Origin of the sequence: Bradyrhizobium centrosematis, from assembly GCF_045571495.1 — a bacterium.
In the GTDB taxonomy this organism is placed as follows: domain Bacteria; phylum Pseudomonadota; class Alphaproteobacteria; order Rhizobiales; family Xanthobacteraceae; genus Bradyrhizobium; species Bradyrhizobium centrosematis.
Genome location: NZ_CP120703.1, coordinates 2250186 through 2265141, shown reverse-complemented (window position 1 = coordinate 2265141; position 14956 = coordinate 2250186). Strand labels below are relative to the sequence as shown.

Sequence of the window (14956 nt, the reverse complement as noted above, 5' to 3'; positions counted from 1 at the left end):
TATAGTTCTAAAATAGAACTGTCAATCCCCATCAACGGAGAGGTTTGTGCTACAGTGGGGCGCCACGGCTGGAACGCTTGCAATCGGCGTGCGTGCCTATTTAGAATGTTCGATCAGTATTGCACGCGATTCAGGCTTCACGCCGTTTTCGCAGGAGAGAGCTGAGATGAAGTGGGAAGCCCTCGAGGAAGAACCCTGTTCTCTTGCGCGCACAATTAGCGTGATCGGCGATCGTTGGACGCTGCTCATTCTGCGCGAGTGTTTCCTCCGCACCCGCAGATTTGAGGAATTTCAGTCCGCGCTGGGAATCACGAGACACCTTCTTGCCGGGCGCTTGAAGAAGCTGGTGCGCATGGGCGTGCTGCGCCGAATTCCCTACCAGGAGTCGCCGAAGCGACATGAATACATCCTCACGCAGAAAGGCCTCGATCTCTACCCGATCATGATGGCACTGGTTCATTGGGGCGACACGCACATGGTCGACGAGCGCGGACGCCCGCTGCTGCATGAGCACAAAAAGTGCGGCAAGCTGTTCGATCCGGTTATGGTCTGTTCCGAGTGCCGCGAACCGCTGCTGGCGAAAGAGGTCGTGGTCCACCCGGGGCCTGGTGCCCGCTCCGCGACGCAGCCCCCCGCGACGAGCGCCAAAGCGAAGGCCGGCCGGCGAGCCGCCTAGGCCAACTCACTTCCTGGATGGGGTGCGTGCCGTCCGAATAACGTCCCGCGAACCTGTGGCGCAGTTCGATCTTCTGGATCTTGCCCGTGGCGCCGTAGCTCAACGCCTCCACGAACACAACGTCGTCCGGCATCCACCATTCTGCGATCCTCCCTTCGAGATAGCCGGTCACAGCTGAGGGGCTCACCGTGGCGCGGGGCTTGGCTACGGCCGAAAACTGGGATTTCGCCTGTACATCCGCGGCAACTGCCGACATATGCAAAACGCACACGCAAGCAACTGATCTCAAGCACTAAGAAGCGTCGCGAGGAGCGAACAAAGCAGCTGGTTTGTCGGAATGGCCGCTGACCACTTGTGGGAATGGCAGTCGCGAGAGGTCCCCAAGCTATTGAAAAGCTTGGTGGGCGCACCAGGGCTCGAACCTGGGACCCGCTGATTAAGAGTCAGCTGCTCTACCAACTGAGCTATGCGCCCGAAAGGCGGTCAATGCCTTGCGAGGCCGGTCGTTTAGCAAAGCGATCCGGGTCTGGCAAGCGATGCGGCGAAGGTTTTTCGACAGTCCCCAAGAAGCGAAAAGCCGCTGGATTCCAGCGGCTTCGCCAAGGTTAATCCCGGGGTCGATCCCCGCAAGAACCCGGCTCGTTCAGAGCCGGCCCTCGCGGTCCCGGTCGGGGCCGCTATCGCGGTCGAAGCGGTTATGGTGGAAGTGCTCCATCATGCGGTCCATGCCGCGTTCCATGAAGTGGCGGGGTGGGCCGTCCTCCCCGCCGCCGAACGGACCGCGGTGGCGGGTCAGCACGGCGAGGCGCCGCTTCTGGCCGTCGTCCAGGGTCTTGTAGAGCGGATCGGCGGCGTCGGCGATCTTCTTCAGGGCCGCGGAGCTGGCGCCCATGTCCTCGGCGCGCTGGCGCAGGCGGGCGATCGGGTCTTCGGCCTGGTCGGCGTCCCTCGACGCGTCGCCCGCGCCGGCATTCATGCGCGCATTGGCGCGGTCGATGCGCAGCTTGGCGAATTCCCGCACGGCAGCCTCGACCGGCGGCCACAACTTCTCTTGATCGGCGTTGAGCTTCAGGCCGGCATGGACGGCGGCAATCCGCGCGTCGACAAAGGCGGCGCGGTCTTCCGGGTTCATGCGGATATGGCGGACATGCTCCATCCACGGCCGATGATATTGGGCATAGACAGCGCCCGAGCCAGCGATGCTGAGCACGGCGATGGCGGCGATGGTGAACTTCTTCATCCGAACCTCCTCTGGAAGGATGTCCGTGAAGATGCGCGCGAGGCGGCTGGCAAGCAACTTACAACTTGGACAGGGAGCGCGTCCTTACCAAGATGTAAGGCGCGATTTTACCTCCGGCAGCAATCGGATATCATCCGCAACAGAAAGGCTTCCGTGCCGAGCGCACGGAAGCCTTGCTTCATCGTTCGAAACGATCAGTTCGTCGCGCTCTTGGCTTCCTTGAGGAACTCGTCGATCAGCGGCTGGCCGACGCGGCCTGCGGCGTCCTTGTAGACCGGCTCCATCGCCTTGCGCATTGCCTCGTTCTGCTCCGCCGTGAGCTTGATGATCTCGCTCTTGCCGCTCTTCTTGATCTCGGCAAGCGCGTCCTCGTTCTCCTTCTGCGACTGTGCGTTGTTGTAGTCGGTCGCTTCCTTCATCGCCTTGGTGAGCTGATCGCGGATGTCGGCCGGCAGATCGTCCCAGAACTTCTTGTTCACGATCACGACGTAGCCGATATAGCCGTGATTGGTCTCGGTGATGTACTTCTGCACCTCGTGCATCTTCTGGGTATAGATGTTCGACCAGGTGTTCTCCTGGCCATCGACCACGCCGGTCTGCAGCGCCTGATAGACTTCCGAGAACGCCATCACCTGCGGCAGCGAGCCGAGCGCCTTGAACTGGGCCTGCAGCACGCGCGAGGACTGGATGCGGAACTTGACGCCCTGATAGTCGGCGGGCGCGATCAGCTTCTTGTTGGCGCTCATCTGCTTGAAGCCGTTGTCCCAATAGGCAAGGCCGGTGATGCCCTTGGCATCCAGCAGCTTGAGCAGCCGCGTGCCGAGCGGCCCTTCCGTCACCTTCCGCAGGGTCTTGAGGTCGGGCAGGATGTAGGGCAGATCGAACACCTCGAACTCGCGGATGCCGAGCGGTCCGAACTTGGAGTTGGACGGTGCCAGCATCTGCACGCTGCCGAGCTGGAGCGCCTCGAGCTCCTCCTTGTCCTTGTACAGCGTCGAGTTCGGGTAGACCTCGACCTTGACCTTGCCGCCGGTGTACTTCTCGGCCAGCTCCTTGAACTTCTCCGCTCCCTTGCCCTTCGGCGTGTCGGTGGCGACGACGTGGCTGAATTTGATGATGATCGGCGATTGGGCCGATGCCGGACCTGCAAGTCCGAATGCCAGTGCCGCGATGGACGCGGCGATCGCGAAGGTGCGCATAGTCTCTCCCTGCTGGTTATTGGGCCACCCAGCGCACGGGCAGCCGATCTTCATGCCGACAGCATCCATATAGGCCACCGGCTTGCGCTGCTATTGGCCGTTAGCAGGGCTGGTATTCATGGTGAATGCCATAAGCGACGCTGCGCCCCCTCTCCCGCTGGCGGGAGAGGGTTGGGGAGAGGGTGTCTCCGCATCGGGACATTCCCTGTATGGAGAGAACCCTCACCCGCCACGCTTCGCGTGTCAGCCTCTCCCGCAAGCGGGAGAGGCGAAGCAAGCAGCGTCAGCTCGCCGCCGCCGTCGTCACCGTGTCGCGCTGGCGCTTCATGACGATCTTGTTGAGCGCGCCGAGATAGGCCTTGGCGGAAGCCACCAGCGTATCCGGATCCGCTGCGCGGGCCGTCATCGAACGGCCGTCCTGCGACAGCCGCACCGATACTTCCGCCTGCGCGTCGGTGCCTTCGGTGACGGCGTGGACCTGGTACAGCTCCAGCTTGGCCTCGTGTGGCACTAGGCGCTTGATGCAGTTGAATACCGCGTCCACCGGACCGTTGCCTTCAGCTTCCTCGATCTTGATCTGGCCGTCGACGTCGAGCTTCATGGTCGCGCGCTGCGGGCCATGGGTGCCGGCGATCACGGTCAGCGAGGTCAGCTTGATGCGGTCGTGGGAGGCCGCCATCTCCTCGTCGACCAGCGCCTCGATGTCCTCGTCGTAGATGTCCTTCTTGCGGTCGGCGAGCGCCTTCATCCGCGTGAACGCATCTTCCAGCTGGTTCGGACCGAGCTTGTAGCCCATCTCCTCCAGCTTGTGCACGAAGGCATGGCGGCCGGAGTGCTTGCCCAGCACCAGTGAGGACTGCTTCAGGCCGACCATCTCCGGCCGCATGATCTCGTAGGTGGAGGCGTCCTTCAGCACGCCGTCCTGGTGGATTCCGCTCTCATGCGCGAACGCGTTCCGGCCGACGATCGCCTTGTTGTACTGCACGGGAAACGAGGTTGCCGCCGAGACCAGCTTCGAGGCGCGGGTGAGCTGGGTGGTGTCGATCTTGTTCCAGTAGGGGAATTTGTCGTTGCGCACGTTGATCGCCATCACGATCTCTTCGAGCGCTGCATTGCCGGCGCGCTCGCCGATGCCGTTGATGGTGCACTCGACCTGACGCGCGCCGCCGACGATGCCGGCCAGCGAGTTGGCGACCGCCATGCCGAGATCGTTGTGGCAGTGCACGGAGAACACCGCCTTGTCCGAGTTCGGCACGCGCTCGATCAGCGTCTTCATGAAGTGGGTGTATTCCTCCGGCACCGTGTAGCCGACGGTGTCGGGAATGTTCACCGTGGTGGCGCCGGCCTTGATCACGGCTTCGACGATGCGGCACAGGAAATCCATCTCGCTGCGGGTGCCGTCCTCGGCCGACCATTCGACGTCGTCGATCTGGTTGCGGGCCCGCGCGACCATTGCGACCGAGGTCTCGATCACCTGCTCGGGGGTCTTGTTCAGCTTAACCCGCATGTGCAGCGGAGAGGTCGCGATCACGGTGTGGACGCGGCCGCGTTTTGCAAATTTTACCGCCTCGGCGCAGCGGTCGATGTCGGCGGGATGGGCGCGCGACAGGCCGGCGATGACGGCGTTCTTGGAGCGGCGGGCAATCTCGCTGACGGCCTGAAAGTCACCTTCGGAGGTGATCGGGAAGCCGGCCTCGATGACATCGACGCCCATATCGTCCAGCAGCTCGGCAACCTCGAGCTTCTCCTCGAAGGTCATGGTGGCGCCGGGGCACTGCTCGCCGTCGCGCAGCGTGGTGTCGAAAATGATGACGCGGTCCTTCTCGGACTTGTTCACGGTGGCCATTTCAAATTTCCTTTTGAGCTTTTGCGCCGTTCAGACCATTAGTCCCTTGGCGCTTGAGGTGTCCGGTGATCTCGACCAGCCCCTGAGCGCCCAGGCGCATGGCGCCCAGCCGGCCCTCAGGGGCAGCTAAGAAGAAGCCCGCCAAGAAGCAGGGTGGGCAGCGCGGCCAGGATCGTGGCGGCGGCCAGAGCCACCTCCCCCGAAATCCCCTCGATTTGGCCACGAATCAGCATTGCCGGACCCTTTTGAGCCCTCAAATGCTCGGCCAAAACCGTTGACGGTTGGTTGCCGGGAGGCTCAGTGGCCCGTTTCTAGACGAGAAATGGCCGCAACTGCAACGCCAAAAGATGGTCAGGGAAGCTGACCTGGTTGAGGCCTTGCTGCGCCGCGCCCCGGGGGCTCCAGAGCGGGCTGCGCCCGTCTCTCCACGCCGCCCCCTACCCCGCACGGCGGGCGCGGGCCCTGGTCTCCCAGCGGTCCAGCATCTGGCCGAGCTCGCCGGTGACCACGGGGATCGCCGTGATCGCGCTCGCGATCTCGTTGGTGTTGGCGGGCGCGTTGGCGGGCAGCCAATCCGGCTCGGCATATTCGCGCCAGCGGCGGGCTTCCGCCCGTCGTTTGTTGGAGATGTAGTCACGCGTGAAATAGCCGGCCGCGAACGCGATCCCCAGCAACACGATCAATACGATGACGCCAGCCACGTTCAACTCCGTTCGTCGCCCCCGCACGGTTTCTGCGCAGCAATAGGTGCGAAATCATGGCTTGAGCCGGACCGAATGTGTGACGTGCCGCGCTTTGTCGCACGCAAATATGCGCTCGCGCCCGCGGACCATTTTCGAGCCGTGCAAATGACGCAAGACGGACGCGAACCGCGCCCAGCCCGGACGCATTCGAAGATGACGGGATTGCGACCCGCCATCGCGCCCACGCGATTCCTCCCCTCGCAACAGGACGCGGACCGGATTAACCTCAGCTTGCTCGGCCGGATCAACCGGCCAGCGAACATGATCGGGAGGACGCCATGACACGCCAAGAGCAGCGTGAACAGGATGCTGCGCTTTCACGACGAACCCTTGTCCGGGGGCTTGCCCTCGGCGCCGCGGCCACCGTGACCGGGGTGGGCCCCGCGCTGGCCCAGACCGGACCCGTTGCACCACCGACCACCATCACAACTCCGCCGCGCGATTTCAGCCCTCACGGCGCGCCGACCACTTATTTCTGGGACCCCGACATCATCGCGGTCGATCCCTCCTTCAACGATCTCGCCCAGCCCAACACCGCGATCAAGCGCCTGTACACCGGCCTGCTGTGGGCCGAGGGTCCGGCGTGGAGCGCGCAAGGAAGGTATCTGTTGTGGAGCGACATTCCCAACAACCGGCAGATGCGCTGGAGCGAGGATGACGGCCGCGTCAGCGTGTTTCGTTCCCCCTCGAACAACTCCAACGGCAACTCCTTCGACTTCCAGGGCCGCCAGCTCTCCTGCGAGCATCTGACGCGGCGTGTGACGCGCTACGAGCACGACGGCACCGCCACGGTGCTCGCCGACTCCTATCAGGGCAAGAAGCTGAACTCGCCGAACGACGTGGTCGCGCATCCCGACGGCAGCTACTGGTTCACTGATCCGCCCTATGGCGGCCAGCTCTACGAAGGTGAGCCTGACGTCGCGGGCGGGCCGAGCAATGCGGGCGGCAAGCTCAATCCGCGGATCGGACAGCCGGCCGGCTTCGTGCCCGGCAAGCGCGAGCTGCCGACCAATTGCTATCGCATCGATCCCTCCGGCCGCATCGATCTCGTCGTCACCGAGGAGCAGGTGCCCGATCCGAACGGGCTGTGCTTCTCCCCCGACTACAAGAAGCTCTACATCGCCTCGACCGGAAAAGGTCCGGGCGACACCGGCCCCGGCGGCAAGGGCGAGATCTTCGTGTTTGACGTCGGCGGCGACAACAAGCTCTCGAACCCCAGGAAGTTCAGCGATTGCGTGATCGACGGCGTGAAGTGCGGGCCGGACGGCGTGCGCTGCGACGTCAACGGCAATGTCTGGGCGTCCAGCAATGCCGGTCGCGCCGTCGGCTATAACGGCGTGACGGTGTGGTCACCGGAGGGCAAGCTGCTCGGCCGCATCCGCCTGCCGGAGGTCTGCGGCAACATCACCTTCGGCGGCCCCAAGCGCAACCGCCTGTTCATGGCCGCGAGCCAATCGCTCTACGCGGTGTTCACGGCGACGCAAGGCGCGGCACCGGGCTGACCTAAGAGTGCACCGCGATCGAGGATGGGCACGGCGCTTTGCCCATCCTGCGGCACTAAGACAGTAGGGGCGCCGGCCCGAACCGCCGGCGCCTGCTGCTTTCTGCAGCACGCATTCGCCGCAAACATGCAGGCGACCTCACGTTTCATGACAGCTAGGCGACGCGCTCGCTCCGGCCCGGTTCCGCAGCCGCAATCAAGCTGCATCGCGGGCCAATCTCCGCCATCAAACCAACGATGATGCGTGACGCAGCGTGGCGCCGGGACACGATACCCGCCGCGGTCCGCGCCTGACTTGAACTGGGGAGTTGCGCGATGCGCCATATGCCAAACGACACGATCATCACCCACGTCGGAAGCGAGGAGCTCGTGCTCGTATTCGGCGACCCCGGTCTGGCGACCGACGGGCGCGGTGGAAACGACACCATGATCGCGACAGTCGATGGCGGGCCCAGCACCCTGCTGCTAGTCGGCGACGATGAGGACTTGCGGGGGCAGTCGCACGGCGGCAATGACCATTTCGTCGCCGATGTCGCGGGCTTCGGCGTTTACGTAACCGTCGACGGCGACGCGCGGACGATGTCCGGCTAGGCCCATGGCGGCAATGACGTCCTGGACGTCGACGCCACCGATTCCATCTATACGACCACCTCTCTCTTCGGCGACGCCGAGATGGCGATGACGGGAGAAGCGCGCGGAGGCAATGACGTCCTCACGGGCACGATGGGAGACAGGGCGTATGGGACGTTCGTCGGCGACGCCGGCACCACCATGAACGACGATACCCGAGGCGGCAACGACATCATCAACGTCACCCAGTCCGGGGTCTATGGCGCCGCATCGATCTCCGGCGATGCACTCATCGACATGCGCGGCGAGGCACGTGGGGGCAACGATATTCTCATCTATACGATTGGCACCGAAGCGCGATCCGGAGGCGCGTTCATGGTTGGAGACGCGGACTACATGAGCGACGACGCCCGCGGCGGCGACGACGTGCTGATCGCAACCGTTGATGGCGATCCCGACTCGACGTCGATCACCATGTTCGGAGATGCCGCGAACATGTCGGGCAGCGCGCATGGCGGCAACGACATCCTCGTGGGCAGCGAGCGCGGCGACTGGCTATATGGCGATGCCCAAATCTACACCCCAGGCGGGGACGGATTGATCACCGGCGGCCGCGACCTCTTGAACGGCGGCGGCGGCAATGACCAGCTCTGGGGCGGACCGAACAACGATCTGTTCGTGTTCGACAAAGGCTCCGGCCAGGACGTGATCAACGATTTCGATCAGGGCAACAAGGCGGCGGGCAGCACGGCGCGAGAGCACGACCTCATCGACGTGCAGAGCTACGGATTTGCGGACTGGGCAGCGCTGAAGAATTTGATCAGCGACGACGCTTCCGGAAATGCCGTGATCCACCTCACGGCCAGTGATACGGTCACGCTGGAGGGGGTCCATGCTGCCGATCTCCGTGCCGGGGATTTCATCGTCTAGGAAACAGACCATGCGCGTTGTGATCTGCGGCGGCGGCGTGATCGGCGCCTGCATCGCCTGGTTTCTGCGCCGCCGCGGCATCGACGTCATCGTAGTCGAACGGACCGAGGTGGCGGCGGCAGCCTCAGGAAAGGCCGGCGGCTTCCTCACGCGCGACTGGTGCGTCGGCACGCCACTCGATGCGCTGGCGCGACGCAGCTTCGCACTTCATGCGCAACTGGCCGGCGAGATCCCAGGCGATTGGGGCCATCGGCCCATGACCGCCTATAGCGGCTTCGTTGCTCCCGATGGCGACGCACGGCGGAATCTGCCCTCCACGCTCGGCTGGCTCGCCAACGGCGTCGTCATCGCGCAGCGTATCGGCACGCAGGAGACCACCGCAATCGTGCATCCCCGCAAGTTCACCTCCTCAGTGATGGACGCGGCGCTCGCGCAAGGCGCGCAGCTTCGTCGCGCCCGCATCACGGCGATCTTGCGAGCCGCGGACGGCATCGCGGCGAGAGGCGTCGAGGTCGAAGGCGGCGTCATCGAGGCAGATGCCGTCGTGATCGCGATGGGCCCATGGTCGCTGCTCGCCGCGCAATGGATGAGCCTGCCCGCCGTCTATGGTCAGCGCAGCCCGAGCATCGTGTACGACACCGGCACCGATGTGCCGGCCGAGGCGCTGTTCCTCGAGCACGAAGACGACGGCGGCGCCATATCGATCGAAGTCTTCCCGCGGGCCGACGGCAGCACCCACATCACCGCGCTGTCCGATATCGCGCCGCTGCCGCTCGATCCCGCCGCCGTCGTGCCCGATCAGGACGCGATCGCGCGCCTGCAAGCCATGAGCGAGCGATTGTCGCCGCTGTTCGCGCCTGCGCGGATCATCGCGCGGCAGGCCTGTTTTCGTCCTGTGACGCAGGACGGCTTGCCGCTGATCGGCAAAGTGCCGCAGAGCGAGGGCCTCTATGTCGCGACCGGACACAATGTCTGGGGCATTCTCAACGCGCCCGCCACCGGCGAAGCCCTGGCACAGCTGATCGCCGATGGAACGACGGAGATCGACCTGTCACCGTTTGATCCTGCCCGGCTCGAGCCGCTCGATCCGTCGCTGCTGCACGCGCGTTGACGCAAGGCATGCCGGGCGCCCACGTGCATGGGCGTCGCCGAAATCTGCATGACTGCCCTGCTCTCTATTTTCACGGCGCTAGACTTTAGTTCGCCCTCACGATCCTGAATGCAGTTTCACTTGCCGAGAGTGTCCTCGCCGCTATAGTTGCGCCCCAATAGCTCACAAGAGGCTACATTCAAGGAGAGAAACAACATGAAGAAAAGACTCTCTGCTGCATTGCGAATTCGCTCGACGCCGCCGTGATCGGCGCGCCGGAGGACGTCGTCAGGATTGACGCCAGTCTCCCGAGCTCCCCATCCAGCCTGCCTGCGAACTGCTCGGAACGGCATCTGGGCCTTGCCCGGAGGGTTGTCCGCTTGGCGGGTATGCGCAGCACCTTTCCCTCCAAGCGGCAGCCACACTGCCCGGCCAATCATCAATGCGAGTCTTCCAGATTTTGATCGATGGCTTTGCCATCAGCGCTCTCTACGCGCTCGGCGCCACCGGCTTCACCCTGATCTTCGGCGTCTCCGGCGTGCTCAACCTCTCCCACGGCGCCATCATGGTCGCGGCAGCGGTGGCGGCCTGGGCCGCAGCCAGCGTGCTTGGCGTCGGCACCTATGCCGGCGCGCTGATCGGGGTCGGTGTCGCCCTCCTGACCGCGTTTGCCACCTATTTCGCAGTGGTGAAGCCGATCCAGGATTCCCGCCGCATACCCAACGAGGAGAAGGAGATCTTCGTCCTCACCGGCACGCTGCTCTGGGGCATCATGATCCAGGAGCTGATCGCCTATTTCTTCACCAACAACGCCAAGACCGTGCTGCCGATCGTCGAGGGCGTGGTCGAGATCCTCGGCGTGCGCACGCCGCGCAACGAGATCTTCACCGCGATCGTGTGCTGCCTCGTCATCGCGCTGCTGTGGCTGCTGGTGAACCGCACGCGTACCGGCAAGGCCGTGCTGGCGGCGTCGATGAACCCGCGCGGCGTTACGCTGCTCGGGCTCGAGCTCACCAACATCTACATCGTTGTCTGGGCGATCTACGGGGTTCTCGCCGGCATCGCCGGCGTGCTGCTTGGCATGTTCCTCGGTGTCAGCTCGTACAGTGTGGGCCCCTTGACGGCGAGCGCGTTCTCGATCGTCGTGCTCGGCGGCCTCGGCAGCGTCTCCGGCTCGCTGATCGCCGCCTTCGTGGTCGGCTATCTCGAGACGCTGACGGCATATCTCGTCTCGCCGGCCTATCGCACCATCCCGGCGCTGCTGCTGCTCGTGTTCGTGATGTACATCCGGCCCCAAGGCCTCCTGGGGAGGCGCTGAGATGCCCACCTTCTTCAACTCCCGCCTGTTCTTCATCTCGCTGGCGCTGGTCGTCATCGCAGCCACGCTGCCGCTCTACGTCTCCGGCTATGTGCTCGGGCTCTTGACGGTCGCCTTCTATTTCGGCGTGTTCGCGATGGCCTGGGATCTGTTGTTCGGCTTCGCCGGCGAAGTGAATTTCGGGCCCACCTTTCTGATCGGCGTCGGCGCCTATACCGCCGGCATCCTCAATGCCCAGCTCGGCTGGTCGGTCTATCTCTGCATCGTGCTCGGCGCGTCGGCTTCGGTGATCGCCGGCCTCGTGCTGGCGCTGCCGGCGCTACGCGTGCGCGGGCCCTATTTCGGCCTGACCACGCTGGTCGCGGTCCTGATGCTGCAGAACTTCGTCGTCGTGTTCGCCGACCTCACCGGCGGCGAGATCGGCCTCACCATCCCCGACGTCATCAGCATCAATGCCGGCACGAATTACTGGATCGCGCTCGGCTTCATGACGATCTCGGCCGCCATCCTCTACGGCCTGTCGCAATCACCTGTTGGACTCGTGCTGCAGGCGAGCGGCCAGGATCCGGTGCAGGCCGGCGCGCTCGGCTTCAACATCGTCAAGCACAAGCTCGCCGCCTTCATCGTCAGCGCGTTCTTCTCGGGGCTGTCGGGGGCGCTGCTGGTGTTCTATTTCGGCACCGCCTCGGTCGGCACCGTCGTCGACGTCGCGGTCGGCGTCAACGTGATCGTCTCGGCCGTGCTCGGCGGCCGCCGCACCGTGCTCGGCGCGGCGCTCGGCGCGATCTTTCTGATCGTGGCCGGCGAGTTCCTGCGTCCCACAGGCGAGCTTGCGACCTTCATCGTCTCGGCGGTCGCACTTCTCGTCGTGCTGTTCTTCCCCGGCGGCTTCTTGGGGGCGGCCCTCTCGCGCGAGGCTCGTTCGTGATGGACATGAGGCTTTCAAACCGCGCCGTGCTCGAGGTCAGCGGGCTGACCAAGCGCTTCGGCGGCCTGACGGCGGTGAAGAACCTCGGCTTCGAGGTCAACAGCGGCGAGATCTTTGGCCTGATCGGACCAAACGGCTCGGGCAAATCGACCGCGATGAAGAGCGTGATGGGGATCGAGCGTCCAACCTCGGGCGAGGTGATCTTCGAGGGCGAGGATGTCGCCGGCCTGCCCGCGCACAAGATTGCGCGGAAGGGCTTTGGCATGGTGTTTCAGCACTCCCGGCCGCTGAACCGGCAGACCGTGCTGGAGAACATCCTGGTCGCGCTGTTGCCGGACAGCCTGTTCATGCTGTTCCCGGACAAGGCCCTGGTCGAGCGCGCCAAATGGATCGCCGACCGCGTGGGCTTAGGGAATGTGATGCACCGCCGCCCGCCGACGCTGCCCTTCGCCGATCTGCGAAGGCTCGAGCTCGCAAAGGCTATCGCGCGTGATCCAAAGGTCGTGCTGGTGGATGAACCCTTCGCCGGGTTGACGCGGGCCGAGGTCGACATCTTCTCCGACCTGATCCGCAGCTTTCGCGACGAGGGCCGCGCGGTGATGCTGGTCGACCACAACGTCAAGAGCGTGGCAGCTCTGGTCGACCGGGTGCTCGCGATGTATCTCGGCGAGGAAATCGTCACCGGCAAGGCCGAGGACGTCATGAAGAACGAGACCGTGCGCCGGGTCTATCTCGGCGGCGCCATCGAGACCCATGCGCGGCCCGAGACTAGCTTCAAGGACAAGGTGCCACTGCTCCAGGTCGAGAATGTCAGCGTGTTCTATGGCAAGGCGCAGGCGCTGGAGAACGTCTCGATCCACGTCCATGAGGGCGAGTTCGTCTCCGTGGTCGGCCTTAACGGCGCCGGCAAGACCACGCTGTTCAACACCATCTCCGGCTTCCTGCCCTATAGCGGCGAGATCATACGCGGTGGTCAGCCGCTGCGCGGTACGAGCCCGGCCAGGATCGCGCGCAGCGGCCTCGTGCAATGCCCGGAATCGCGCGAGCTGTTCGGCGAGATGAGCGTGCGGGAGAACCTCGATCTCGGCGGCCAGCATCTGTCCGACGACAAGCGCGCCGCGCAGCTCGCCTGGCTGTTCGAGCTGTTTCCGATTCTGAAGGAGCGTCAGGGCCAGATGGCGCAGACACTCTCCGGCGGCGAGCAGCAGATGCTCGCGATCGGCCGCGCGCTGATGATGCAGCCGCAGATCCTGATCCTGGACGAGCCGACGCTGGGGCTTGCCCCCGTCATCCTCGAGCAACTGTCCAAGGCGCTGACCAAGCTGCGGCAGACCACCTCGATCACGGTGCTGCTCGGCGAGCAGAACGTGACCTTCGCGCTTCCCCACGCCGACCGCGTCTATGTGCTGGAGCATGCCAGGATCGTCTGGGAGGGCGATCCCGGCCGCTTTGCCGCGGAAGCCGGCGCCGATTTTCTGTAAGTCTTCGACATCAACAAGAAACTTGGAAAGGAAACGACCATGCGATCTTCAGTTCTCAGCAGCAGCTTGCTCGCCTCGGCGCTGGCGCTGTGCCTTGCGGCCCCCGCCTACGCCCAGTCGAACGATCCGATCAAGATCGGCGTCATCGCCGAGGTGCAGGCGATCGCCGGCGCGGCGACGCCGGGCGGCGCGCAGATCGCTGCCGATGAGATCAACGCCAAGGGCGGCATTCTCGGCCGCAAGGTCGAGATCGTCACCTATGACAACAAGAGCTCCTCGGCGGATTCCGTGCGCGCGTTCCAGCGCGCCGTCAGCGAGGACAAGGTCTCGGCCGTGATCGCGAGCTATATCTCCGAGGTCGTGCTGGCGCTGGAGCCATGGGCGGCGCGGTTGAAGATGCCGCTGATCACGCCGGGCGCCGCCTCGAACGAGATCACCAAAGCGATCCATAACGACTATGAGAAGAACAAGTACACCTTCCACGGCTATCTGACCTCGGCCGCGCAGGCCCAGCTCGTCTGCGACGCCGCCAAGGAGCTTCTGGTCGACAAGCTCAAGTTCAAGACGGTCGCGATCATGAGCGAGGACGCCGCCTGGACCAAGCCGCTCGACGTCGGCTATGAGGCGTGCCTGCCCAAGGCGGGCCTCAAGGTCGTCGAACACGTCCGCTTCTCGCCCGATACCACCGACTTCACGCCGATCTTCAACAACATCGAGAGCAAGAAGCCCGACGTGATCGTCACCGGCATCTCGCATGTCGGCGTGCAGCCGACGGTGCAGTGGAAGAACCAGCAGGTGCCGATCCCGATGTTCGGCATCAGCGCGCAGGCGCTGAGCCCGACCTTCTGGAAGGACACCAATGGCGCCGCCGACGGCATCCCCTCCCTTGCGGTGGCGACGCCGGATGTTGCGGTGACCTCGAAGACGAAACCGTTCGCTGCTGCGTTCAAGGCGAAGTACGGCAATCCTCCGGCCTATACCGGCTACACTGCCTATGACGAGGTCTACATGATCACCGACGCGATCAAGCGCGCCGGCTCGACCGATCCCGACAAGATGGTGGCCGAGCTCGAGAAGACCGACTATGAGGGCACGATCGGCAAGATCCAGTTCTATGGCAAGAACGACGAGTTCACCCATGGCATCAAGTCGGGGCCCGGCACCGTGACCGGCCTCGTCTTCCAATGGCAGGACTCCAAGCAGGTCGTGGTCTGGCCCGAGCGGATCGCCGAAGGCAAGCTGAAGTTTCCGAACTTCGTGAAGCTGTCGCAATAACACCCGCCGCCGGGCGCTCCGGCGCCCGGACGCTGACAGCACCCGTGCAGGGCCCGTCGCGATCACCGCGGCGGGCCTCTGTTTTGTGCAGAACGGAACTGCCGCGCTGGCCTGACGGGACCCATCCGGCGATCCTGCCGTTAATCCCGACGCGGCCCG

13 protein-coding genes and 1 tRNA gene are annotated in these 14956 nt (G+C 64.4%); 9 read left to right on the top strand and 5 right to left on the bottom strand.

Going from position 1 to position 14956, the window contains the following annotated elements; all coding sequences use genetic code 11:
- Window positions 1–166 precede the first annotated feature (166 nt).
- Entirely contained in the window at window positions 167–676 is a 510-nt protein-coding gene (locus P6U31_RS10805; protein WP_407188238.1) for a winged helix-turn-helix transcriptional regulator, read from the top strand.
- Window positions 677–1074: 398 nt separating this feature from the next.
- Here P6U31_RS10805 and P6U31_RS10800 read toward each other — a convergent pair.
- The 5 genes from P6U31_RS10800 to P6U31_RS10780 all read right to left on the bottom strand — a co-directional run bounded on the left by P6U31_RS10800 (window position 1075) and on the right by P6U31_RS10780 (window position 5662).
- Window positions 1075–1150, bottom strand: a tRNA-Lys gene (locus P6U31_RS10800).
- Window positions 1151–1319: 169 nt separating this feature from the next.
- Window positions 1320–1916, bottom strand: a complete 597-nt coding sequence (locus P6U31_RS10795; RefSeq protein WP_407188236.1) for a Spy/CpxP family protein refolding chaperone — start codon at window positions 1914–1916, stop codon at window positions 1320–1322.
- A 194-nt stretch (window positions 1917–2110) separates the two neighbouring features.
- Window positions 2111–3115, bottom strand: a complete 1005-nt coding sequence (locus P6U31_RS10790) for a TRAP transporter substrate-binding protein (RefSeq protein ID WP_407188235.1) — start codon at window positions 3113–3115, stop codon at window positions 2111–2113.
- Window positions 3116–3398: 283 nt separating this feature from the next.
- Window positions 3399–4961, bottom strand: coding sequence for a 2-isopropylmalate synthase (locus P6U31_RS10785; RefSeq protein ID WP_407188233.1), 1563 nt, complete (start codon window positions 4959–4961; stop codon window positions 3399–3401).
- A gap of 437 nt (window positions 4962–5398) precedes the next feature.
- On the bottom strand, window positions 5399–5662 hold the full coding sequence (locus P6U31_RS10780; RefSeq protein ID WP_407188232.1) for a hypothetical protein: 264 nt from the start codon (window positions 5660–5662) through the stop codon (window positions 5399–5401).
- A gap of 320 nt (window positions 5663–5982) precedes the next feature.
- Between P6U31_RS10780 and P6U31_RS10775 the strand changes: the two genes are divergently transcribed.
- From P6U31_RS10775 to P6U31_RS10740, 8 genes are all read left to right on the top strand, one after another.
- Window positions 5983–7206 (top strand): SMP-30/gluconolactonase/LRE family protein, encoded by a 1224-nt coding sequence (locus P6U31_RS10775; protein ID WP_407188230.1) that lies wholly within the window; start codon window positions 5983–5985, stop codon window positions 7204–7206.
- 314 nt (window positions 7207–7520) lie between these two features.
- Window positions 7521–7796: a hypothetical protein gene (locus P6U31_RS10770; RefSeq protein ID WP_407188229.1), complete on the top strand. Its 276-nt coding sequence runs from the start codon at window positions 7521–7523 to the stop codon at window positions 7794–7796.
- 87 nt (window positions 7797–7883) lie between these two features.
- Entirely contained in the window at window positions 7884–8705 is an 822-nt protein-coding gene (locus tag P6U31_RS10765; RefSeq protein WP_407188228.1) for a calcium-binding protein, read from the top strand.
- A 10-nt stretch (window positions 8706–8715) separates the two neighbouring features.
- Entirely contained in the window at window positions 8716–9816 is a 1101-nt protein-coding gene (locus P6U31_RS10760) for an NAD(P)/FAD-dependent oxidoreductase (RefSeq protein ID WP_407188227.1), read from the top strand.
- Window positions 9817–10237: 421 nt separating this feature from the next.
- On the top strand, window positions 10238–11113 hold the full coding sequence (locus tag P6U31_RS10755) for a branched-chain amino acid ABC transporter permease (protein WP_407188226.1): 876 nt from the start codon (window positions 10238–10240) through the stop codon (window positions 11111–11113).
- A 1-nt stretch (window position 11114) separates the two neighbouring features.
- Window positions 11115–12041, top strand: a complete 927-nt coding sequence (locus P6U31_RS10750; protein WP_407188224.1) for a branched-chain amino acid ABC transporter permease — start codon at window positions 11115–11117, stop codon at window positions 12039–12041.
- Complete coding sequence (locus P6U31_RS10745) at window positions 12041–13522, top strand: ATP-binding cassette domain-containing protein (protein WP_407189817.1); 1482 nt, start codon at window positions 12041–12043, stop codon at window positions 13520–13522. The genes P6U31_RS10750 and P6U31_RS10745 overlap by 1 nt, the downstream gene beginning before the upstream one ends.
- A 39-nt stretch (window positions 13523–13561) precedes the next feature.
- Window positions 13562–14797: an ABC transporter substrate-binding protein gene (locus P6U31_RS10740; RefSeq protein ID WP_407188222.1), complete on the top strand. Its 1236-nt coding sequence runs from the start codon at window positions 13562–13564 to the stop codon at window positions 14795–14797.
- Window positions 14798–14956 lie beyond the last annotated feature (159 nt).